Genomic DNA, 21,410 nt, shown 5'->3' with positions numbered 1-21,410 from the left:
TTCGAGGCTGCCTCGATGGGAAGCCGAAGTGGCATCCTGCGTCCCGTGTAAGTCGGGCGCTCAGTCGGAATCTTCGGAGTCTTCAGAGTCCAGGATGACCTCGGGGGTGGAGAGGTCGAGGACGGCGGCCTTGAGCATCACGGTCGGGCAGGGTTCCCGGAATTTCAGCCGGACCCGATAGGTGCCTTCATTGGCCTCGACGCCGATGACGATGGCTTCGATCCAGGGGGTTGCCGACGGTCCGACGAGCCGGATCCTGACGAGTGCCGAGGTCGGAGGGGGCGTGGAGGCCGAGACCGCGGCCCCGACTCGACTGATGTCGATGAGCCGGATGGGGATCTCTCGAGTGCGATCTCCCTCCGTCCAGAACAGGCGAGCCCGGCGGTGCGACTCATGCCGGGGGTTGGTCCGGAAGGCTTCCCCGACCGCCCGGGGGCGTGAGCGAAGGAAGCCGAGCAACTGATTCTTGGGTGGTTTGTTCATAGACGTCTCGAGCCTGGTCGCCCATTCATCTGTGACGTCAGAATTCGACGCGAGGATTCGAGCTTAAAGCAATCCGGAGATCGGCGAAAGTCTTCACCGAATCGCCAAGAACGGAAATCTCACCGACGGTCGAAGGGACGGTCAATCGGCCGTCCCGGGCGAGTTTCGGTGGACGTCGTCTGGCGGCCTCGGCCGCCGGCCCTCATTGCTTCACGTAGTGCCGTCGAACGGAGGGCGACGAAAGGTAGACGGCAACGATCGCGTAGGCGAAGAGTCCGGCAATCCCGAGACTAATTCGATTATAGGACAAACCTTCGGTAATCGGTCGGATTGCGACGTCGGCGGCGTCGGGGTCGTCGGAGGACGGCTTTTGCTCGACGATGACTTGTTCCTGATAGGCTTGGAAGATGGGCATCGCGATGAAGCTCACCACGTCCACCATCACCCCCAGCGTCAACGCGATGATCAGGAGCTTGGCACTCCGGCCCCTGAGCAAATTGACGGCGGCGAAGGCGCCGAAGAGGCAGATCGGGATGAAGTACTGCCAGCCATCCTGTTGGTGGTTCCACTGGACGAGCGAATAGACGGCCAGGATCAGGCTGCCGAGCAGCGAGATGATGGCGATGACCGAGACGGGTAGGGGGGGGCCCGATGGCCTTGCGGGAGCGTCGGGCATCAGGTCGTCATCGAGGTCGATACGCGACCCGGTCTCGAGGTCGAGCCCGCAGGTCGAGCAGAGCGACATTCCGACGGGCACGGATCCGCCGCAGGTCGGGCACCTCCGGACGCTCGACCGTGCTTCGGCCGCGTTCACCCGGCGCGGCCCGGGCTTCTTCTCTTCGAAGAGTGCGAGGGCGTCGCCCGCCTGGGCGGGGGCCGCTTCCACGCCGGGCACGAGGAGGCCACTCGATGGGGCCGCCTCGGACATGAGCGGGAGGTCGAAGGTCTCGCGGAGGTCGCCCGAGGAAGTCGGCAGGGTGAGGTCGCCGTGCCCTCGAGGGAGCTCGTGGGACGACGCAGGCCCCGCGTCCAGCGTGCTTATCTCCGTGGACGGGTACTTCGTCGTATCCTGGTCGATCTGAAACTTCGTGCCACACTTCGGGCACTTCAACCGCTTCCCTGCCGCCTGGGGGGGGAGGTTGAGCACAACGCCACATTGCGTGCATGAAATGGTTCGCGGCATACTATTAAAATCCTTTAAGGAGATGACCAGTCGAGTTGTCCCGACGTGATGGGAGTCCTTCGCGTCCCGAGAGAGAGAATTCTCAGAATCTCGGGTAAATGTCGACGTTTATAACTTCAGCATAAACCTTCGGGCCTGGCGAAATGAATCGATCTTTTCCGGTTTTTCGAGCTCCCGCCTTCTTCGGCGTACCTCGAATCTGACCCAGGCCCGGCCTGGACGACGCGGTGGCCAATCGGTTCTCTCCCGATTCTCGGGAGCGCGAGGTTCGCCGGCCATCGGGTCGGCGACACGACCGATCGCAAAGGATTCACGTCGACCGGTCTTCCTGCCCGATTCGGGGTGAGCGCCCGCGGGCCAGTCATTGGCCCGAAATCCCGAGGGAGGTCCGGCATCGGCCTCCCCCGCTCACTTCCGAGAACATTCTCCGCATCCTCGAAGAGGGGCGGACGGCACTCTGGTCGGATTACGCACGGACCGCGAACTTCTTAGATTAGACCCCGATATGACGGCTTCGTTCCGTCTCGCTCGACCGGCCGCATCGCGTCCCCATCGGGACGACGGCCAGTTCCAGCCTATTATTGCCAGTGCGCCCTCGCACAGGCCCGCGCCTGGGCGGCGTTATCCGCCACTTGCCAACTAGTTTGCCGCGATCCCGGACGTTTGTCAAGAGATCTAGACATCCATGATTGCTTGCAAAGTTCTCGGCCTGGTTTGGTAGTGGGGTCGTCCCCGATGACGTTCGAGAATCCGCGATGGGGTCCGCCATCTCCTTGACCGTGGTGCGACTACAAGGTTAAGTTGGCGTCAAGTTTTAGGCGGCCGGATCCGCTCTTTCACTCCCTTTCACTCCCCGCCCGGAGCGAGCGATGACAGAGAAGCAAACGGTGACTCGTCGTGGTTTCTTGGAGAGCGCAGGCGCGGCCACCGGTGCTGTGGTCGCCGCCGGGACCTTCGCGCATCCTGCCGTCGGCAACGTGAAGGGGGCCAACGACCGGCTCAACTTCGCGATCCTCGGGCCTGGCGGGCGAGCCCAGGCGCACATCAACGTGCTCCTGTCGATGAAGGAAGAGGGCAAGCCGGTCGACATCGTCGCCATCGCCGATGTCTACGAGAAGAACCGGGTCAACGCCCAGAACAAGACCAAGTGCAAGCAGGCCGAGATCGACTACCGCAAGGTCCTTGAAAACAAGGACGTGGATGCGGTCGTCATCGCCACGCCCGACCACTGGCACGCGAAGATGTCCATCGACGCCATGGAGGCGGGCAAGGACGTCTACTGCGAAAAGCCGATGACTCACACGATCGACGAGGCGCGTCGGGTCGCCGAGACGGTCAAGAAGACGAAGCAGATCATGACGGTCGGCGTCCAGTCGACGTCCGATCCCAAGTGGAAGAAGGCCAACGAGCTGATCACCTCCGGGAAGATCGGCCACGTCATGCAGGCCCAGACACAATACTACCGCAACGGTTCGGTCGGCCAGTGGCGGTATTACGGCCTGTCGAAGGACATGAGCCCCAAGACGGTCGACTGGAAGATGTTCCTCGGGACCGAATTCGGCCTCGCCCCGGACATGCCCTTCAACCGCGCCAAGTTTGCCCAGTGGCGCTGCTACTGGGAGTTCGGCGGCGGTATGTACACCGACCTCTTCGTCCACCAGCTCACCCACCTGATCCAGGCGGTCGGCGTCCGCTTCCCCAAGCGCGTCGTCGGTGGCGGCGGTCTCTACCTCGAGTACGACGGCCGCGACGTGCCCGACGTGGCGACCGTGGTTGCCGACTACGACGAGGGCTGCCAGATCATCGTCACGGCGTCGATGTGCAGCGAGCAGTACGCCATCCCCGAAGTCATCCACGGCCACACGGCCTCGATCCTCTTCAACCCGAAGGGCTTCGACGTCAAGCAGGAGAAGCTCTCCAATCGTCCGGCCCCTCCGGGTGCCAACAAGACGAACGCCGAGGAAGGCGTCGAGCACGTCGTCGTCGACGCCCCTCGCGACGACACCCGCGCCCTCTGGGAGCACTACCTCGAGTGCGTCCGCTCGCGGAACCCCGAGACCCTCTGCCCGGCCGACCTCGGCTACGCCGCGATCACGACGGTCAACATGGGCGTCCAGTCGTACCGCGAAGGCAAGGCCCTCTACTTCGATAACGGCAACGTCATCGAGGCCGACAAGTCGTGGGCCGCTCGCTGGGAAGAGCGGAGCAAGCTTCGTGGCAAGCCCAGCCAGGTCATCGGCTGGAAGGCCGGCACCGAAGGCTCCTTGCTCGAGCCCCCCGCTTACATGAAGCTGGAAGGCGACTGGATCGACGGCCGCGACCCGGCCGAGAACGTCTGATCGCCTCGTCGCTCTGACGCGAGATGAGGCTGAAACCGTGGCCTGGCCGTTCCTTCGGGAGTGGCCAGGCCATGTCGCGTTTCGAAGCCCTCCGCCGCCACGACACCGGCAGGATTCGAGAACGGAGGGGAGGCCGACGAAGCCACGCTCTAACACTCTCGCGTGGCAGGAAATGATTGCCTGATTTTATGCTGATGTGAAATGTCGTCAGGACGACTGTCGGCTGATCTCACCCCAGCGGTCGAGGAGTCGGGCGGCGTTGCCGGAGTCGATGGCGTCCCGGGCCAGGGTGACGCCTGATCTCAGGCTGTCGGCCTTGCCGGCGACGAGGAGGGCCGCCGCGCTATTGGCGAGCACGGAGGAACGGACCGGTCCCGGCTCGCCGGCGAGGAGGCCCCGAATCCGTTGGGCACTCTCGGCAGGCCCGGAGATGCGGAGCTCGCTCGCCGAGGTGTGCGGGAGCCCGAAGTCCTCGTGGTTCCAATGGACGACGGTGATCTGGCCATCCTCAACCCAACGGACGCGCGTCGGGCCATCGAGCGTGACCTCGTCGAGTCCGTCGGATCCTGTGACCACCGCGGCGCGTCGGACTCCCAGCTGCGTCAGGGCTGAGGCGACAAGGTCGGCTTGGCGGTCGCCCGCGACTCCGACGAGCTGGAGTTCGGGCCTGGCGGGATTCGCCAAGGGGCCGACGAGGTTGAAGAGGGTGCGGAAGGGCAACTGTCGGCGAATGGGGGCGGCGAACCGGAGGGCCGGGTGGAAGCTCGGGGCGAAGAGGAAGGTCAGGCCAATCTCGTTGAGGCTACGTCGGACGACGCTGGTGTCGACCTCGACGGCGACACCGAGCTCCGCAAGGACCTCGGCGCTCCCCGAGTTCCCCGACGCAGAGCGGTTCCCGTGCTTCGCGACGGCGACTCCGCAGGCGGCCACGACGAGAGCGGTCGCCGTGGATACGTTGACCGTATTCGCGCCGTCACCTCCGGTGCCGCAGGTGTCGAGCAGCGGCGAGGGGAGCCCGTCCGGATCCCAGGGGTTGGCCCGGGCCCGGACGGCCTGCACGGCGCCCGTGAGCTCGTCGGCGATCTCGCCCTTTATCCGCAACGCGGTCAGGAAGGCGGCGATGGTCGTTTCGGTGGCCTCGCCGGAGATGATCGTCGAGACGGCCGAGGCGCTTTCGTCGACGGTCAGGTCGCGGCCGTTGGCGAGGGCCGCAAGCGCCTCGGTGAGTGCTGAAATCACGGGAGATTGACCGTTCTATGCTCGAGTGCCCCGCCGGCGAGTAGACGATCGAGCCCGAGGACCAGCGGGGTATCCTCGGCCGGGCGGTTGAGGGCCTTGACCGCCTCCTCGGCGGTGGTGACGGCCCTACCGCCGACCGAAGCGATCACGTCGTTCGGCTTGCATTGACTCGCGAGCGGGCTGCCGGGTTCGACCTTGGTGATCAAGGCACCTCGCTTGGCTTCGGGGAGCCCGAACCGACGTGCGGTCGCTTCGTCGAGCGTGTAGAGCTCCATCCCGAGCGCGTAGGACGACGTCATGCCGGGCCGGTCGGGGCGACGGAGGAGTCCATTCACGTTGACCCGCTCGTCGGGGGCCGGCGCCTGGGTGACGCTGCGGTCTCGCTCGCCGACCCGTACGCTCAAGGTGATTCGCTTCCGGTCGCGGAGGACGAGGACTTCAGCCGGCTGCCCGATGGGGGCCATCGAGACGACGTTGATCAGGTGGTTGAGATCCTGGATTTCGACCCCTCGGAAACGGAGGATCACGTCGCCGTCGCGGAGGCCCGCCTCGGCGGCCGGGGAGGTCGGGTGGACGATGTCGATCCAGGCGCCTCGCGGGCGGTCGAGGCCTCGGGCGAGGGCGTCCTCGTTCCGGAACTCGGGGTGGAGGTTGATCCCGAGCGCTCCTCGGCTGACCCGGCCGTTGACGACCAGTTGGTTCATGATCCAGCGCGCGAGGTTGATCGGGATGCTGAACCCGACCCCTTCATTCCCGCCGCCGTTGGAGGCGATCGAGTTATTGATCCCGATCACCTCCCCTTTCATGTTCACGAGCGGACCGCCCGAGTTGCCGGGGTTGATGGCGGCGTCGGTCTGGAGGAAGTCCTGGTTCTCGACGTCGTGGAGCTCGTCCACGTGACGCCCTCGGGCGCTGATGATCCCCTGGCTGACCGAGTGGGTCAGCCCGAAAGGGCTGCCGAGCGCGAGGACCCAGGAACCGACCGCGGTGGAGTCACTGTCGCCGAGGCGGGCTGCCGGCAAGTCGTCTCTCCCCAGGCTCAGGACGGCGATGTCGGCCTTGGCATCGAGCCAGATCCCGTCGGGTTGGATCGACCGCCCGTCTCTGAGGAAAATGTTGATCTTCTCAGGCTTGGCCTTCTCGACGACGTGGTTGTTCGTCAAGACATAGAGCTGTCGCCCGTGCTCGGGGCGGACGATGACCCCCGAGCCCGTCTCTTCGTAGTGGCGGTTGTAGGGCGGTTCCGAACTCCGCTCGACTTTATGCGAGACGATGTGGACGACGGCCGGCGAGACGACCTCCGCCACCATTTCGAAAGTTCGGTTGATATGTTCAAATTGATTGTATTGGCGGTCGAGGCGTTGGTAGAGCTCGGCCTCGCTGTTCGGCTTCGTCTGAGGCTCTCGCGATACAGCGACCACGGTCGGATTGCCGACAGGTTCAGTCCGGGCCCCGCGAGTAGCCTGCGCGGAGACGAAGGGTGCCCGACGATCGATCAACACCCCCAGGACCATTCCCAGCGTCAGGGTCGCCAACAGGAGGAGCGGTGGGGTGGTGCGAGACATGGGCGGCCGATCTCCACGCCAGGACAGGAAGGGCGGGCCAAGGGCCTCGGCTGAGGAAACCTTGCGAGGGTCGAATCCGGCGATTTTCGAACCGACTTAATATACCCCTCCGAAGGGAGGCAAGTCAAAGTTCGGCGCTTCGGCCGAAACCAAACCGGAGTCCGCTCGTGTGGCCGCCTTGCCGGCATTCTTCGCCGCTCTCCGCCAGCTTCTCGTCGAGCGATCCCCTCGCCGGACGACTTGGAGGGGAACTCGCCGGACGGCCTGTTCCTAGGCGTGCTTCGACCTGAACTCCTGGTATCTTCGTGACTTCGAGGCGAATCCCAGGGCCTGGTCGACCTGCGAGCCCGGGCCGAGATCAGGCGAGGAGTTTCTTGACGACCTGGCCTTCGACGTCCGTGAGTCGGAAGTCTCGGCCCTGGAAGCGGTAGGTGAGCCGGGTGTGCTCCAGGCCCATCAGGTGGAGGATGGTGGCCTGGAGGTCGTGAACGTGGACGCGGTCTTCGACCGCGGCGAAGCCGAATTCGTCGGTGGCGCCCAGGGAGAGTCCAGGCCGGGTCCCACCGCCGGCCATCCAGACGGTCGCCGAGTCGACGTGGTGGTTCCGCCCGACCGCGTCGCGGACCTCGCCCATCGGCGTTCGGCCGAACTCGCCGCCCCAGACGACGAGCGTGTCGTCGAGGAGGCCGCGTCGCTTCAGGTCGAGCACGAGCGCCGCGGAGGGCTGGTCGACCTCGCGGGCAACTTGGTCGAGGTCGCTCCCGAGGGTCTGGCCGGTGGTCCCGTGGTGGTCCCAGTCGGTGTGGTAGAGCTGGACGAAGCGGACGCCCCGCTCGACGAGTCGTCGGGCGAGGAGGCAGTTATTCGCGAACGACGCCTTGCCCGGCTCGGCGCCGTAGAGGGCGAGGGTCTCGGCGCTCTCCCCCGCGACGTCGATGAGCTCCGGGGCGCTCGACTGCATCCGATACGCCATCTCATACGAGGCGACCCGGGTGGCGATCTCGGCGTCGCCGGTCTCCTCGAGGCGGGCGAGGTTTAAGTCCCGGATCGCGTCGATCGTCCGGCGCTGCCGCCCGTCGGAGATCCCGGGAGGCCTCGACAGGTTCAGGATCGGCTCGCCTCCCGAACGGAGCGGCACCCCCTGATAGCTCGTCGGCAAGAAGCCGCTCCCCCAATTCACCGGCCCGCCTCGGGGGCCTCGGGGGCCCGACTGGAGGACGACGAAGCCGGGGAGGTCGCGCGACTCGCTCCCGATCCCATAAGTAATCCACGACCCCATGCTCGGGCGACCGAACTGGGTCGTCCCGGTATTCGCGAAGAGCTTCGCGGGGGCGTGGTTGAACACGTCGGTCGCGACCGAGCGGATGATCGCGATGTCGTCCACGACCCCGGCGATGTGGGGCAGGCACTCCGAGACCCAGGCCCCCGACTCGCCGTGCCTGGCGAACTTGCGGTTCGTACCCAGGAGTTTCGGCGGAGCTTTCGTGAACGTGTCCATGAACGCGAACCGACGCCCCTGGATGAACGACTCGGGGATCGGCTGGTTGTTGTAGTCCTGGAGCTTCGGTTTGTAGTCGAAGAGCTCGAGTTGGCTGGGCCCGCCGGCCATGAACAGATAGATGACGCTCTTGGCCCGGGCGGGAAAATGGCCCGGCCTCGGCGCCATCGGCTCGGCGTCGTTCGCTGGTGCGGCCGAGGCCTTCTGGCCCTCGCCCAGTAAGCCCGCCAGTGCCATCGAGCCAATGCCGAGGCCGCAACGTGCGAAGAAATGCCGGCGCGTTTCGTGGAGCAAGGCGTGTCGAGGATCCACAGCTCACTCCCGGGTAATGAATTCGTCGAGGTTGAGTAGGACCCGCGCGACCGACGTCCAGGTCGCACGATCGGTGCACGGCTCGCGAGTCGGAGTAGGACCCGAATCGCGGGTGGTAGGCTCCGATTCGCTCCGGTCGCTCCGCTCGCCCGAGAGGAGCGCACGGAGCCGCTCCAACTCTCCCGAGGCCGGCTCGCGCCCGAGGCAGAGTCGGTACCCAAAACGGATCCTCCCGGCATCGTCGGCCGGGCCTTCGTTCAGGATGCGCGAAGCCAGGGCTTCGGCGAATTCGAAGAACGCCTGGTCGTTCAGCAGCGTCAAGGCCTGGAGCGGGGTGTTCGACCGGATCCGTCGGGTACACGCCTGGATCGCATTCGGCGCGTCGAAGACCAGCAGCGAGGGGTGGGGAGTTGCCCTCCAGAAGTAGGTGTAGAGGGCACGCCGGTAACGATCGGGGCCGTCCGCCGCCTTCCATTCTCGACGCATCTGGCCGAGCGACATGACGCCATCGGGTTGTGGTGGGAAGACCCCGGGGCCGCCAACCCTGTTCGAGAGCAGCCCGCTGGCGGAGAGCGCGGCGTCTCGGATGATCTCGGCATCCAGTCGGAGGCGGGTCTGTCGGGCCAGGAGCCGGTGCGTGGGGTCGACCTCGTCGGCGTCCGGGCGTGAGCGCGAGGCCTGTCGGTATGTCATCGAGGTGACGATGAGCCGATGCATCGCTTTCTGGCTCCACCCTCGGGCGACGAACTCGCTCGCGAGCCAGTCGAGCAATTCGGGGTGCGACGGGGGCGTCCCCTGGGTGCCGAAGTCGTTCTCCGTCTCGACGATTCCCTTCCCGAAATAGGCCTGCCAGACCCGGTTCATCGTGACCCGAGGTGTGAGCGGGTTCTTGGGATCGACCAACCAGCGTGCCAGGGTCATTCGATTCCGCGGCCCTTCACTGGGAAGGGGTGGGAGCACGCCGGGAACTTCGGGGGAGACGGCCTCACCTTTCCGGGTGAAGTCGCCGCCGAGGTGGATGTGCGTCGAGCGTGGGGACGTGCGCTCGCGGACGACCATGGTCGTGGTGAACTTCGGCTCGCTCGACCTCAAGGACGTGAGCCGAGCATACAGGTCCTTCGACCCCGCGTCCTGGGCGAGGAATAGCTCCATCAGGCCGCGTCGTTGACGTTCCGATCGACGCTCCAACGGAAGGTCGAACGCAGGGCGGATCTCCTCGGATTGCGAGGTCTTGAAGGCCAGCTTCAAGGTCGCTTCCCAGGCGGTTTCCTTGGCTTGGAGTTCCGGGTGCTTCGCCTCCAACTCCTTGTGGAAGGCGGCGATCTCATTACGTACCGACGCTTGCCTCGCAAGGGTTTCGGGGGTGGCGAGGTCGAGGGTCGGTTCGTCGGCGTTGTTGAAGAAGGCGAAGAACTGGTAATACTCGCGCTGGGAGATCGGGTCGTACTTGTGGTCGTGACACTGGGCGCAGGCCATCGTGAGGCCGAGGAATGCGGTCGCCGTCGTCCCAACGCGGTCGACGATCGACTCGATCCGGAATTGCTCGAGGTCGATCCCCCCCTCCTGATTGATCGGCGTGTTCCGGTGGAAGCCGGTGGCGATCCTCTGGGGAAACGACGCGTCGGGGCGGAGGTCGCCGGCGATCTGGTCGATCGTGAACTCGTCGAAGGGGAGATCTCGGTTGAGCGCGTCGATCACCCAGTCGCGGTACTTCCAGATGGACCGGGGTGCATCGATGCTGTACCCATTCGAGTCCGCATAACGCGCGAGGTCGAGCCAGGGACGGGCCCAACGCTCTCCAAACTGGGGAGTCGCCAGGAGGCGGTCGACCAGGCGTTCGTAGGCGTCGGGACGGTCGTCGGCGAGGAAGCCGTCAACCTCTGCGGGCGAAGGCAGCAGCCCGATTAGGTCCAAGGTCACCCGTCGAATCAACGTCCTGCGGTCGGCCTCGGCGGCGGGCTGGAGCTTCGCACGTTCGAGCCCGGCCAGGATGAAGCGATCGATCGGGTTGCGTCCCCAGGTCGGGGTCGACTCGGCCGGTGGCTCGAAACGGACGACGGGGCGGAAGGACCAATGGACTTGCCCATTCTTATCGACGACCTCGTCCGACGGGGCCTTGGCCCCGCCGTCGATCCACGACTTGAGGATCTCGATCTCTCGTTCCTTGAGGGGCGGACGTTTGAGCGGCATGCGCTCGGCCCCGTTCAAACCCAGGACGGAATCGATGAGCGGGCTGTCGTCGCTCTTGCCCGCGACGACTGCGGGCCCGGCGGTCCCCCCCTCGAGGGCGGCCCGGGCGGTGTCGAGACGTAGGCCGGCCCTCGGCTTCGTCTCGCCGTGACAGGAGACGCAGTGCCGCGCCAGGATCGGCTTGACGTCGCGGAGGTAGTCGACCGGCTCGGCGGCGAGGACGCCGGGAGACGTCGCCAACAGACCAACGAGGCAGGCCAGTGATTGTCTCATCGGGCTCGTCTCGAGTCGGAGAGGCCCACGTCGCGGGCCCGGGGGCGGGGCAAGGGTCGACCGGATCGGCAGGCGAGGCGATCCTCGATGCGTCCAGAGTACCTTTATCGGTGGACGAGCCGCCAGAGAATTCCCGATCGCGACACGAGCGGAGGAGTCGGAGACGATGACTCAACAGCTGACGCCAGCCACTCGGATCGAGCGCAAGAGCTCCCTGAGGATACCGATGAGGATGAGCGGCAGCGTGGCCAGTCACCTTCGCCTCGCGCACGAAACATCCCTGGTCTCGACGACCCGTGCGGATCGCCCCGACGATTCGCACGGCCTGCTCGTGGCGGAGACGTCATGGTCGGATTGATGCCTGGGGAGCGAAGGGGATGATGCTGAGAACCAGATGTGCCCAGCCCGGAGGACCTCTCAAGACCTGGTCGACTGGCCATTCGAATTGTCGGACACGGAGTCCGGAACGGGGGGGAAAGTGTGTCCGCCCTTGGAGCAGGTTCGATGTCGGTCGAGGTCGCTTGACTCAATTCCGTCCCGACGCAACGTCACCCCATTGCCAAACCGGCGGCTCAGCGGGCTGTCGTCGATTGGGCACGGATGACGACGAGGTCTCGGCTCGGTGTCGAGTGCGAAGCGACCTGGTGCCACGATCGCCAGGCACGGTCGAGTTCCCGGACGTCGGCCAGCCCATAGTGGGTGCGCGTCGCGAGATCCCAGCTTGATTTCACGCCGTCACGGACGAATTTCAGGAATCGGGGACGCCCCCCCATCTCGATCAGGAACCTTGAAATGGAATATCCCTGGCCGTAGAAGCCCATGAGGTCACGCGGGTATTCCTCGACGCGGAAGAGCCGGGCGAGCGGCATATCTCCGCGCCTGGCCAGGAGGTCGTCGGTGATCTGGTCGTGTCGTTGTCGCTCGCGGAGGTCTTCGCTCAGGAGCGAGGCCCCTTCGTCGGCCCAACGGGGCATCGGGCCGCCGAAATAGGCGGCGAAGATCGTGTGCGTCACCTCGTGGGGGAGGGCCGAGGCGAGGATCCGGTCGAGCCGCCCCTCGACGGTCATCGTCTGGTCGGAGACCCGGCCGGCGTGGAAGCCGAACGAGGTGACCCCGCCCGCCTCGCCCTTCGTCAGCTTGACGCGGATCGGGCAAGGGCTCGACCAGGAGGGGAGATCTTTTCCCAACCACTCCCGGGCGATCGAGACCCGGCAAGTCTCGGCATGCTCCGCGACCGATCGGGCGATCTCGGCTGTCGGGGCCTCGACCACGAAATTCTTTGTGCGATGCGATGCCCCCCCGAGGATCGGGAGCACGGTCAACACAATCCCCACCAGGCCCCACCGATTCGGCGTGGGGCGACCAGATCGAGCCTCCATGCTCCAGAATCCTCCGTGGATGGCGATTCGGGGACTCGCCGTCGTGGCAAACCCCGGGTCGATCCCGCCGTTCCTTCGGGTGCGAGATCGTGACGAGGCGCGGAGCCTCGGCGAAAAGGGCGGTGAACTTTAGCAAGATTGGAAACGAATGTCGCCCCCGATCGGCGGCGATTCCGACACTCGATCGAGGGCAATCGGAAACGGATCTTGTCGGGTTCCCCGTCAAACCGCGGGCATGTATCGAGATGCTGCGACTCGATCAGGAATCGCCTCAGACCAGCGCCGGGACCGGCTCGGCGGGCAGGGCCCCGACCGAATCGAGGACCGCGACGACGCGCCGGGCGTTCGCATCATCGAGCGAGCGCAGGGGTGCGGGGAGCATTCGGTCGAGAAGCCCGCGATGTCGGCACATGACCTCGAGGCAGGCGAGCATCGGGCCGAATTCGGTCGCACGGGCGAGCTTGGAGTAATGCGACTGGAGCCGGAACGCCCGATCGGCGACGCCTTGCCGGGTGGCCTCCCAGATCGCAACCGCGAGCTCGGGGAATGCGTTCGACAGGCTGGTGACGAATCCGTCGGAGCCGAGGTCGGTCACCGGCGCGACGAGGTCGGTCCCCTGGAGGTAGCTGAAGTCGAGCTGACGACGCTCGGTCACCGTCCAGTCGATGGCCCGGCTCATGCCAGGATGGACGTCCTTGCAGCCGACGATCCTCGGGTGTTCGGCCAGCTCGCGGAGAGTCTTGAAGTCGAGCTGATTGCAGACCCAGGGGGCGTTGTAGATGACGAGCGGGCGCAGGAGGCGATCGGCGAGCGCGTGGAAATAGTCCACGAGCTCGGGCACCGTCATCGGGAGGTACCAGGGGGGGAGGGCCGCATAGTAGTCGTAAGGGAGGTCGTCGAAGAGTTGGGCGCGGGCGAGGGTGCGCGTGAGCCCCTGGTCGGAGACATTGACGACCATCGGCACGCGACCTGCCGCAGCCTCGGCGGCGACTTCGGCGGCCTGGCGCAGTCTGGCGTCGGGGATCATCTCGAAGCGGGCGGTCGAGCCTAGTACCCAGAGTCCGTGGACACCGGCCTTGAGCTGGAACTCGATCAGGCGGGCGAGGACCTTTGCATCCAGCTCCTCGTCGGGGCCGAGGGGGGTGGGCAGGGGGGGGACGATGCCGTGGAGGCGAGGCAAGTCCATCGGGGGACTCCGGAGTGTCGACTTCGATCGGGTTCGGGGAGAGGCGAGGCGGATGCCGAGGCGGGGATGCCGTGAGGGAGTACGGAGCACGATCCTGGATTTCACGGGGAGGGCCTTCGAGAATCCTCATCGACCCTCGGCCCCTCGCCACGAACCGGGGGCGCCGTTGCCTTTTCGTGAGACAACTCTGGATTATGACCGACCGAGGGCCAGGAATCCATCGGGCTTCCCGACGCTTTTTCGACCCCGGAGGGTCGCGGCCTGCCTTTCCCAAACGCGACGATTCTGCAATCCGCGAGCGATCGCACGCCCGGACCGGTGGGATGCGTCCCTACGGTCCCAGCAATCGCGACGGGTTTGGCTGATGCTCGGGTCCCGTTTCGGCCGATTCCTAGTTTCGGTGAACGAGAGCAAAGGCCGACGCGGTCCCACATCGCTCTCGTCCGCCCTCGGTCGCCCCGACGCCAAGGTGACCCCACGGCGGGCCGGACGACGCGATCTCTCTTGCTCAGGTTTGCACGGAGGAGGAAATCCAAATGGCCACCGCACGACTGCGCGTGTTCCCTCAGCCCGACGAAGAACTCCACGAAGAGGACCACTCTCCCTCCGTCCCCATCCGGCTCGTGGACCTCTATCCCCTTCTGGCCCAGGCCTACCAGGACAACTTCGTGTGGCTCCGCGATTTCGAAGAGGATCGGCTGCTCGTCAGCCAGGACCTCTACGAAGTGATCCGCTCGTTCTCGAATTGTCGCCCTTCCGCCTGAACGCGGGGAAGGGCGGACGTTGGCGAGGCCGCCGAGGGGTTCGGCCGAGATTGGCCTTGTTCAGGAGCCTCGCGCGTTCTACCCTAAGCGAGGCCAACATCCGTCGCGCCCGATTCGTGGCGAGTGGCCGTCGGACGTCCATCGATGAATACCCCTCCCGCCCAAGATGCGTTTTCCATCGAGATTCATGGGGAGTTGACACTGATCTCGGCCACACCGGCCCTCGAAACCCTGGAATTCGGGCTCGAGGAGCAGGCGGCCGCCATGATCGTGGAGCCACTCCGCCATCAGGAAAACCCGCTCGTCGTCTTCGACCTGAGCCGGGTCAACTATTTCGGGTCGATGTTCTTGGCGCTCCTGCTGCGTTGCTGGAAACTCGTGCAGGCACGCGGGGGGATGATGGCACTCGCGGGTGTTTCCCCTCACGCCCGAGAACTACTCCGGATCACGTCTTTGGATATCGTCTGGCCGATCTACGCGACTCGACGCGAAGCCATGGACGCGCTCCTCGCTGACTGACGCGATCCTTGAGATTCTCTGCGTTCGCCCTGGCGAAATGCCACGCCACGTGAGGCCGTGGCCTTGCATCAACCTGCCGACCGCCGCCGCATCAAGTAGGCCCTCGAACCGTTGACAGTTTCGAAGACGCGGCCGATGATGAAGGGGATGGAACACGAGGGGTCCGGACTCCGTCGCCCTGCGGTTGACGACGTTCGCCGGAGCGAGCATGGGTATCTATGATCGCGAGTATTATCGTGGCGAGACGAGCGGCTCAGGCTGGTTGAGCGGCGATGCCCCGGCGTGCAAGGTCATCATCGCCGTCAACGTCTTCCTCTTCGTGCTCACGAAGACTGGAGCCATAGGTGATGGGCTCTTTGGCGAACTCGAGGCCAACAGTCGCGCGATCTTCTACCAGGGCCATGTCTGGCAACTTCTGACAGCGACCTTCCTCCATTCCGACGACATTTTCCACGTCGGGTGGAATATGCTTTTCCTCTGGTTCGTCGGGCGCGACATGGAGTCGATGTACGGGACGGTGAATTTCGCCGTTTTCTACATCTGTGCCGCCGTCGTCTCGACGCTCGGATGGGCGATCTTCAGCCTGCAGACGGGCGATCCTCGCCCGATGATTGGTGCATCGGGCGCGGTCATGGCCGTGATCGTCCTCTATGTCCTCTACTATCCCCACCGGGAATTCCTGCTTTTCTTCGTGCTCCCGGTGCAGGCTTGGCTCCTCGTGCTCATGTATGTGGGGCGTGATTTCCTCGCCCTACTCAACGGGCAACAATTCACGAAAGTCGCGTTGGTCTCGCACCTCACCGGTGCGGCATTCGGGTATCTGTTCAAGCGTTTTGACCTCCGTTGGTCGCGGATCTCCTGGAATCGTGTCCGTCGCCCGAAGCTTCGCCTGGTCATGCCCGATTCCCGAGACAAGCCGGCCCGATCGACCGGCCCGACCTGGTCTCCGAACGCCGCAGCCACTCCCAAGCCCTCCGTGACGGCTATCTTGCCCGAGGAGTCGCTCGACGCTCGGCTCGACGAGATTCTCGCGAAGATCGCCCGGGACGGTCGCGGGGCCTTGACGGACGAAGAAAACCGGATCCTTCAGGAAGCGAGCCGACGCGCCAGGAATCGCCGGAGCGACCGGATTTGAATGCCTCGCCGCTCGTCCACGTCCGCGACGCTCGTCCAGCAGACCTCGACGTCATCGTCGAATACAACGCCCGTCTCGCCGACGAGACTGAGGGGAAGCACCTCGACCGCTCCACATTGGCTCTTGGCGTGAAGGCGGCTCTCGCCGAGCCGGACAGGCTTCGCTACTGGGTGGCGGAGAACCGTGAAGGAGGATCGGTCGTCGGGCAGGCGGCCATCACTCGCGAATGGAGCGATTGGCGGAACGGCTGGTTGTGGTGGTTCCAGAGCGTGTACGTGGCGCAGGAACATCGAGGGGGCGGGATCTTCCGGACTCTCTATCACCACATCCGAGACCAGGCCCTCTCCACACCCGACGTCATAGGCCTTCGACTCTACGTCGAACCCGAGAATCATCGGGCCCAGGCCGTCTACCGTTCGCTCGGGATGCTTGGCAGTTACCACGTCTACGAAGATCTCTGGACCGAGCGGTTCGACCCGGCGAATCGACCGATCCGCGACGCTTGATCCCCACCGCGGATCAGGCGGAAGGCCTCTCGCGGGGACGGTCCGGATCGGCAACAGCCCAACGCCCGTCGACACACGTCCTGCAGAGTTCGAAGCCATTCGCCGGGTCGTGGCTCTGGCAACGAAACACGATGAGATTCGCGGGTTGGCCGATGTTGAGCGTCGGCACGGGGAGGTCGAGCAGCCTCGCGGGGTTGCGAGTCACCGTCGCCAATCCCTGGGCGAGCGACAGGTCGACGGCGGCGAAAAGGTTGTTCAGCCCGACGTCGATCCCTCGATTCGAGCCGGCGAGGTAGGGCGTGTCCGCGACGACGATCTTGCCCGAGGGGTCGACCGCCCAGGCGCCGTAGCGGCCCGGCGGGAGGCCGGCGAGGGGGCTGGCGTCGCTTACCAGGATCACCCGCGGTGGTGTTTTCGCGCGGATCAACACACGGAGGGTGGCGGGGTCGAGGTGATGACCGTCCGCGATCAAGGAGGCGCTCAGGCGGTCGATCGCCGCCTGTTCCCAGATCGGGTTGGGATGCCTGGGAAGGTTCGAGACGATCCCGTTCCCCAGGTGGGTACTCAGCCGTGCGCCCGCGGAGACGGCATCGCGGATTGTCGGCCCGTCGGCGGCCGTATGGCCGAGGGCGATCACGACCCCTTCCGCAACCGCCTTCTCGATGAACCCCAAGGCCCCCGCGCGTTCGGGGGCGAGCGTCATCAGGACGACGCGCCCGTTCGACGCATCCTGGAGTTCCCGGAAGAGATCCCACTCGGGGTCGCGCACGGCGTTGAGGGGATGCGCCCCGCGATAGCCGTCGAGCCCGGAGATGAACGGTCCTTCCAGGTGGATACCTGTGACGCACGCGTCGACGTCGGGGTGCGTTTCGCACGCGGCGGCGATCGTTCGGACGCCGTGCTTCATATCCTCGATCGGGGCCGTAATCAGCGTGGGGCAGAGCCGCGCCGTCCCCAACTCGGCCTGGGCCCGGACCACGTCGACGACTTGCTCGACGGTGAGCGCCGGGTCGGAGAAGGAGATCCCCCAACGCCCATTCGTTTGGATATCCCAGAACGCCGGCGCAACCCATTCGTCGCGCGCGAGGACGTCCTCGGGGCCTTCGACGTGGACCGAAGATTCGATGGTCCCACCTGCCATCGTCAGGCGGGTCCATCGCCCGGTCTCGAAGTGCCGAGCGGTGATCTCCATCGTCTTCCTCCGCCCCCAGCTTTCTTTCGACTGATTCGGCCTCGACGGTGCCTCAGCGCGGATCCGGCTCACCACGGCTCACTTCGCGATGCGACAGGGCCGCGGCGATGAAGTCGTGGAAGAGGGGGTGGGATTTCGTCGGCTTCGACTTGAACTCGGGGTGGAACTGCACGGCGAGGAACCAGGGGTGGTCCGGCCATTCGATGATCTCGACCAGCGACCCGTCCGGGCTCAGGCCGGTGAGGCGAATCCCGTTCTCCTCGAACGGCTTGCGATAGCCGTTGTTGAACTCGTAGCGATGTCGGTGGCGTTCCTGGATCGAATCATCGCCGTACGCCCGACGCGCGAGGCTCCCGGGGGAGAGGGCGCAGGGCCACTTGCCCAGACGCATCGTTCCGCCTCGCTGACGGACGTAGGACTGATCTTCCATCAGCGAGATCACGGGGTTCTGAGTCGAAGTGTCGAACTCGGTGCTGTTGGCGTCCTCGAGCCCCAGGACGCTCCGGGCGAATTCGACGACGGCGCACTGCATCCCCAGGCAGATCCCGAAGAACGGGATCCGCTTCGTGCGTGCGAACCGGATCGCCTCGATCTTCCCCTCGATCCCTCGCATGCCGAACCCGCCCGGGACGAGGATCCCGTCGACGCCAGACAAGATCGCGGCGGCCCCCTGGTTGCTGACCTCCTCGGCCTCGACGCGTTGCACGATGACTCGCGTACGGTTCGCGATCCCGGCGTGGTCGAGCGACTCGTACACCGACTTGTACGCGTCGCGATGCTTCATGTACTTGCCGACGACGGCGATCCGAACCTCGTGGTTCGGGTGCCGGACCCGGTCGACGAGGTCACGCCAGTCGTTGATCTCGAGCGGGGCAGTCTTCAGGCCGAGTCGCTTGACCAGGAGTTCGTCGAGGCCGTTGTTGACGAGGCTCAGCGGGACCTCGTAGATGCTGAATTCCTTGTCGCGCTCCTCGATGACCGCCTTGCGTTCAACATTGCAGAAGAGGGCGATCTTGTCCTTGTCGTCGGCGCTGATCGGGTGCTCGGTCCGACAGATCAGGACGTCGGGCTGGATCCCGATCTGACGCAAGGCGCCGACCGAGTGCTGGGTCGGCTTCGTCTTGAGCTCGGCGGCCGCCTTCAGGTAGGGGACGAGGGTCAGGTGGATGTACAGGCAGTTCTCGCGGCCGACGTCGAGCGCGAACTGGCGGATCGCTTCCAGGAACGGGAGGCTCTCGATGTCGCCGACCGTGCCGCCGATCTCGGTGATCACCACATCGACGTCGTCGGTCCCGAGTCGGAGGACGGCCGCCTTGATCTCGTCGGTGACGTGGGGAATGACCTGGACCGTCCGCCCTTCGTAATGTTTCCCCTCGCGTTCCTTCTGGATCACCGAGAGGTAGATCTTGCCCGTCGTGTAGTTGCAGTCTTTCGTGAGGGGGGCGTCCGTGAATCGCTCGTAGTGCCCGAGGTCGAGGTCCGTCTCCGAGCCGTCATCGAGGACGTAGACCTCGCCGTGCTGGTAGGGGCTCATCGTCCCGGGGTCGACATTGATGTACGGGTCGAACTTCTGGAGCCGGACCCGCAACCCCCGATGTTCCAGGAGCATCCCGATCGAGGCGCACGTGAGCCCCTTCCCGAGCGAACTGACGACTCCACCGGTCACGAAAATATGCTTCGCCATCGTGCTCCCCGCGCGCATCCGCAGCGTCCCATCCTGCCCCTGCCAAACGATTCAGTATAACACGAACGTCAATGGAACCTGGAGTGGAACGAACGCCAGGACAGGCCCGTCTAAGATTTCGCGCCGGGCGTCGTTTTTCCGGAGGATCGGAACAACACCACGCCGCGGAGATTGGGCCATGGAACCCTCGCTCAACCTGAACGTCCTCCAAATCGCGTCGCCGTGTCAGGCGTCCTGGGCGGATATGCGGGGGGACGACCGCACTCGGTTCTGCGAGTCCTGCTCGAAGCACGTCTACAACCTCTCGGGGATGACGAGGGCCGAGGCGCTTTCGCTGGTCGAGGCGGCCGAAGGCCGTCTTTGCGTCCGGTTTTACCGGCGAGCGGACGGGTCGGTTCTGACCGCCGACTGCCCGGTAGGGTTGCGTTCCCGCGTTCGCCAAAGGCTCATGCGCCTCGCGACGGCCGGGGTGTTGGCCTTCGCGGTCGCCCGATCGAGTTTGTGGGTGTATTCCAACAGCGACCGGATCTCGCGAATTCCCGACATCCCCTCCGGTCCTGGTCTCGTCATGGCCGAATGGCTCGTCTGGGCCAAGAATGTGCTGGGGATCTCGAGCCCTGGAGTCGGTGGCGGTCAGGTCCTGATGGGCGCGGTCCGCTGCACGATCCCTCCGCCTGCCGCCGGCGGGCCGGCGACATCTTCACCGCCGTCTCCGTCGCCAGACTCTCCCGAGGCGATCGAAGTCGAGCCGTCCTAAATAGCTGGCTCGGCTCTCGTCGGCCCGGTACCATTTGGGGCCGAAACCCTCGGTACCGGAGACGAGCGATGCGTCTGAGTATGTCGATTACGCATTGGATTCTTGCGGTCCTGACGACGTCGAGTGTGTGTCGAGCCGAAAGCCCTTTGGGCCGCGCCGAGAACGTGATCGTCGTCACCCTCGACGGGTTCCGGCCACAGGAATTCTTCGGTGGGGCGGATGAGACCCTGATCGATCCCAAGGCCGGGGGTGTGCCCGACACCCAGGAACTGAAGTCACGGTTCTGGAGGGACTCGCCCGAGGCCAGTCGCGAGGCCTTGTTGCCGTTCTTGTGGAAGACCGTCGCGACGAAGGGACAGATCTTCGGCGATCGTACGAAGAATGCCCCTGCGACGTCGACCAACGGCATGAAGTTCTCGTACCCCGGCTACAGCGAGATGTTTTGCGGCTTTGGCGACCCTCGGATCGACTCGAACAACAAGTTTCCCAATCCCAATGGGTCGGTCCTGGAATTCCTCAATGCTCGCCCGTCCCATCAGGGGCGCGTCGCGGCCTTCTGCACCTGGAACGTCTTCCCCTCGATCTTCCGATCCGCCCAGAATCATCTGCTCGTCCACGCCGGCTGGGAGCCGATCGTCGACGAACCACTCAGCGATCGGCAGCGGCGGACCAATGAACTGACGCGAAGGCTGCCCCGATACTGGCCGGACAATGTCTTCGACGTCGTAACGATGGACTCGGCGAGCGAGCATCTCCGCAAGCACAGGCCGCACGTCCTGTTCATCGGCCTGGGCGAGACCGACGAATGGGCCCACGGCCGACGCTACGACCTCTACCTCCAATCTGCCCACGAGGCCGACGACTATCTCCGTGAGCTTTGGGCCATGATCCAGGAGATGCCCGAGTATCGCGACAAGACAGCCCTGCTCGTGACGACCGACCATGGCCGGGGCGGATCGAAGAGCGACTGGACGAGCCACGGTCGAGACATCGCGGGCGCGGAGTCGATCTGGATCGCCGTCATGGGCCCGGCGACCCCCGCCCTCGGTGTCCGCGCCGGGGTCGAGGTAACGCAATCCCAGGTCGCGGCGACGATCGCCGCGTTCCTCGGCGAAGACTTCGTCGCCGCGAGCCCGAAGTCCGCAAAGCCCCTCCCGGGCGTCTGCCCGGACTCCCCCAGGGCGACGAAATAGGGCCTCGGTCCCT

Annotated in this window: 18 protein-coding genes; 8 read left to right on the top strand and 10 right to left on the bottom strand. The window is 65.2% G+C overall.

The window, feature by feature from the left end; genetic code table 11:
- Positions 1-60 precede the first annotated feature (60 nt).
- A complete protein-coding gene (locus ACYOEI_RS10275; protein WP_462849358.1) occupies positions 61-483 on the bottom strand; it encodes a PilZ domain-containing protein in 423 nt (140 codons plus the stop codon).
- 202 nt (positions 484-685) lie between these two features.
- Positions 686-1,666, bottom strand: coding sequence for a zinc ribbon domain-containing protein (locus ACYOEI_RS10270; RefSeq protein WP_462849356.1), 981 nt, complete (start codon positions 1,664-1,666; stop codon positions 686-688).
- Between the two features lie 869 nt (positions 1,667-2,535).
- Between ACYOEI_RS10270 and ACYOEI_RS10265 the strand changes: the two genes are divergently transcribed.
- Complete coding sequence (locus ACYOEI_RS10265) at positions 2,536-4,005, top strand: Gfo/Idh/MocA family protein (RefSeq protein ID WP_462849355.1); 1,470 nt, start codon at positions 2,536-2,538, stop codon at positions 4,003-4,005.
- Positions 4,006-4,212: 207 nt separating this feature from the next.
- Here ACYOEI_RS10265 and trpD read toward each other — a convergent pair whose 3' ends face one another.
- The 4 genes from trpD to ACYOEI_RS10245 form a co-directional block, all read right to left on the bottom strand.
- Positions 4,213-5,244 (bottom strand): anthranilate phosphoribosyltransferase, encoded by a 1,032-nt coding sequence (gene trpD, locus ACYOEI_RS10260; protein WP_462849354.1) that lies wholly within the window; start codon positions 5,242-5,244, stop codon positions 4,213-4,215.
- Positions 5,241-6,809, bottom strand: coding sequence for a trypsin-like peptidase domain-containing protein (locus ACYOEI_RS10255; RefSeq protein WP_462849353.1), 1,569 nt, complete (start codon positions 6,807-6,809; stop codon positions 5,241-5,243). The genes trpD and ACYOEI_RS10255 overlap by 4 nt, the downstream gene beginning before the upstream one ends.
- Before the next feature lie 358 nt (positions 6,810-7,167).
- Entirely contained in the window at positions 7,168-8,619 is a 1,452-nt protein-coding gene (locus ACYOEI_RS10250) for a DUF1501 domain-containing protein (RefSeq protein WP_462849352.1), read from the bottom strand.
- A gap of 3 nt (positions 8,620-8,622) precedes the next feature.
- Positions 8,623-11,082 (bottom strand): PSD1 and planctomycete cytochrome C domain-containing protein, encoded by a 2,460-nt coding sequence (locus ACYOEI_RS10245; RefSeq protein ID WP_462849351.1) that lies wholly within the window; start codon positions 11,080-11,082, stop codon positions 8,623-8,625.
- Positions 11,083-11,248: 166 nt separating this feature from the next.
- Here ACYOEI_RS10245 and ACYOEI_RS10240 point away from each other — a divergent pair, with 166 nt between their 5' ends.
- Positions 11,249-11,440: a hypothetical protein gene (locus ACYOEI_RS10240; protein ID WP_462849349.1), complete on the top strand. Its 192-nt coding sequence runs from the start codon at positions 11,249-11,251 to the stop codon at positions 11,438-11,440.
- 214 nt (positions 11,441-11,654) lie between these two features.
- Here the strand turns inward: ACYOEI_RS10240 and ACYOEI_RS10235 are convergent, their stop codons facing one another.
- On the bottom strand, positions 11,655-12,461 hold the full coding sequence (locus ACYOEI_RS10235; RefSeq protein ID WP_462849348.1) for a hypothetical protein: 807 nt from the start codon (positions 12,459-12,461) through the stop codon (positions 11,655-11,657).
- A 271-nt stretch (positions 12,462-12,732) separates the two neighbouring features.
- A complete protein-coding gene (locus tag ACYOEI_RS10230; RefSeq protein WP_462849347.1) occupies positions 12,733-13,647 on the bottom strand; it encodes a dihydrodipicolinate synthase family protein in 915 nt (304 codons plus the stop codon).
- Between the two features lie 536 nt (positions 13,648-14,183).
- Between ACYOEI_RS10230 and ACYOEI_RS10225 the strand changes: the two genes are divergently transcribed.
- The 4 genes from ACYOEI_RS10225 to ACYOEI_RS10210 all read left to right on the top strand — a co-directional run bounded on the left by ACYOEI_RS10225 (position 14,184) and on the right by ACYOEI_RS10210 (position 16,571).
- Positions 14,184-14,411, top strand: coding sequence for a hypothetical protein (locus tag ACYOEI_RS10225; RefSeq protein WP_462849346.1), 228 nt, complete (start codon positions 14,184-14,186; stop codon positions 14,409-14,411).
- A 144-nt stretch (positions 14,412-14,555) separates the two neighbouring features.
- Positions 14,556-14,930, top strand: a complete 375-nt coding sequence (locus ACYOEI_RS10220; protein WP_462849345.1) for an STAS domain-containing protein — start codon at positions 14,556-14,558, stop codon at positions 14,928-14,930.
- Positions 14,931-15,138: 208 nt separating this feature from the next.
- The gene (locus ACYOEI_RS10215) at positions 15,139-16,065 is read left to right on the top strand and encodes a rhomboid family intramembrane serine protease (protein WP_462849344.1); all 927 of its coding nucleotides are present in this window, start codon (positions 15,139-15,141) and stop codon (positions 16,063-16,065) included.
- A complete protein-coding gene (locus ACYOEI_RS10210; protein ID WP_462849343.1) occupies positions 16,062-16,571 on the top strand; it encodes a GNAT family N-acetyltransferase in 510 nt (169 codons plus the stop codon). The genes ACYOEI_RS10215 and ACYOEI_RS10210 overlap by 4 nt, the downstream gene beginning before the upstream one ends.
- Positions 16,572-16,584: 13 nt before the next feature.
- Here the strand turns inward: ACYOEI_RS10210 and ACYOEI_RS10205 are convergent, their stop codons facing one another.
- Entirely contained in the window at positions 16,585-17,763 is a 1,179-nt protein-coding gene (locus tag ACYOEI_RS10205) for an N-acetylglucosamine-6-phosphate deacetylase (RefSeq protein WP_462849342.1), read from the bottom strand.
- 52 nt (positions 17,764-17,815) lie between these two features.
- The gene (gene pyrG, locus ACYOEI_RS10200) at positions 17,816-19,447 is read right to left on the bottom strand and encodes a CTP synthase (protein WP_462849341.1); all 1,632 of its coding nucleotides are present in this window, start codon (positions 19,445-19,447) and stop codon (positions 17,816-17,818) included.
- Between the two features lie 178 nt (positions 19,448-19,625).
- Here pyrG and ACYOEI_RS10195 point away from each other — a divergent pair, with 178 nt between their 5' ends.
- Positions 19,626-20,204: a hypothetical protein gene (locus ACYOEI_RS10195; RefSeq protein WP_462849340.1), complete on the top strand. Its 579-nt coding sequence runs from the start codon at positions 19,626-19,628 to the stop codon at positions 20,202-20,204.
- Between the two features lie 68 nt (positions 20,205-20,272).
- The gene (locus tag ACYOEI_RS10190; RefSeq protein ID WP_462849339.1) at positions 20,273-21,397 is read left to right on the top strand and encodes an alkaline phosphatase family protein; all 1,125 of its coding nucleotides are present in this window, start codon (positions 20,273-20,275) and stop codon (positions 21,395-21,397) included.
- The last annotated feature ends 13 nt before the right edge of the window (positions 21,398-21,410 follow it).

The organism is Singulisphaera rosea (assembly GCF_054877945.1).
The sequence above is the reverse complement of the archived record's forward strand: the minus strand, read 5'-3'. Positions and strand labels throughout refer to the sequence as shown.

Bases quoted from the DNA above. Each gene is read 5' to 3' on its own strand.
- ACYOEI_RS10275 (WP_462849358.1), bottom strand. From the start codon at position 483: ATGAACAAACCACCCAAGAATCAGTTGCTCGGCTTCCTTCGCTCACGC.
- ACYOEI_RS10270 (WP_462849356.1), bottom strand. From the start codon at position 1,666: ATGCCGCGAACCATTTCATGCACGCAATGTGGCGTTGTGCTCAACCTC.
- ACYOEI_RS10265 (WP_462849355.1), top strand. From the start codon at position 2,536: ATGACAGAGAAGCAAACGGTGACTCGTCGTGGTTTCTTGGAGAGCGCA.
- ACYOEI_RS10255 (WP_462849353.1), bottom strand. From the start codon at position 6,809: ATGTCTCGCACCACCCCACCGCTCCTCCTGTTGGCGACCCTGACGCTG.
- ACYOEI_RS10245 (WP_462849351.1), bottom strand. From the start codon at position 11,082: ATGAGACAATCACTGGCCTGCCTCGTTGGTCTGTTGGCGACGTCTCCC.
- ACYOEI_RS10240 (WP_462849349.1), top strand. From the start codon at position 11,249: ATGACTCAACAGCTGACGCCAGCCACTCGGATCGAGCGCAAGAGCTCC.
- ACYOEI_RS10235 (WP_462849348.1), bottom strand. From the start codon at position 12,461: ATGGAGGCTCGATCTGGTCGCCCCACGCCGAATCGGTGGGGCCTGGTG.
- ACYOEI_RS10230 (WP_462849347.1), bottom strand. From the start codon at position 13,647: ATGGACTTGCCTCGCCTCCACGGCATCGTCCCCCCCCTGCCCACCCCC.
- ACYOEI_RS10225 (WP_462849346.1), top strand. From the start codon at position 14,184: ATGGCCACCGCACGACTGCGCGTGTTCCCTCAGCCCGACGAAGAACTC.
- ACYOEI_RS10220 (WP_462849345.1), top strand. From the start codon at position 14,556: ATGAATACCCCTCCCGCCCAAGATGCGTTTTCCATCGAGATTCATGGG.
- ACYOEI_RS10215 (WP_462849344.1), top strand. From the start codon at position 15,139: ATGGGTATCTATGATCGCGAGTATTATCGTGGCGAGACGAGCGGCTCA.
- ACYOEI_RS10205 (WP_462849342.1), bottom strand. From the start codon at position 17,763: ATGGAGATCACCGCTCGGCACTTCGAGACCGGGCGATGGACCCGCCTG.
- pyrG (WP_462849341.1), bottom strand. From the start codon at position 19,447: ATGGCGAAGCATATTTTCGTGACCGGTGGAGTCGTCAGTTCGCTCGGG.
- ACYOEI_RS10195 (WP_462849340.1), top strand. From the start codon at position 19,626: ATGGAACCCTCGCTCAACCTGAACGTCCTCCAAATCGCGTCGCCGTGT.
- ACYOEI_RS10190 (WP_462849339.1), top strand. From the start codon at position 20,273: ATGCGTCTGAGTATGTCGATTACGCATTGGATTCTTGCGGTCCTGACG.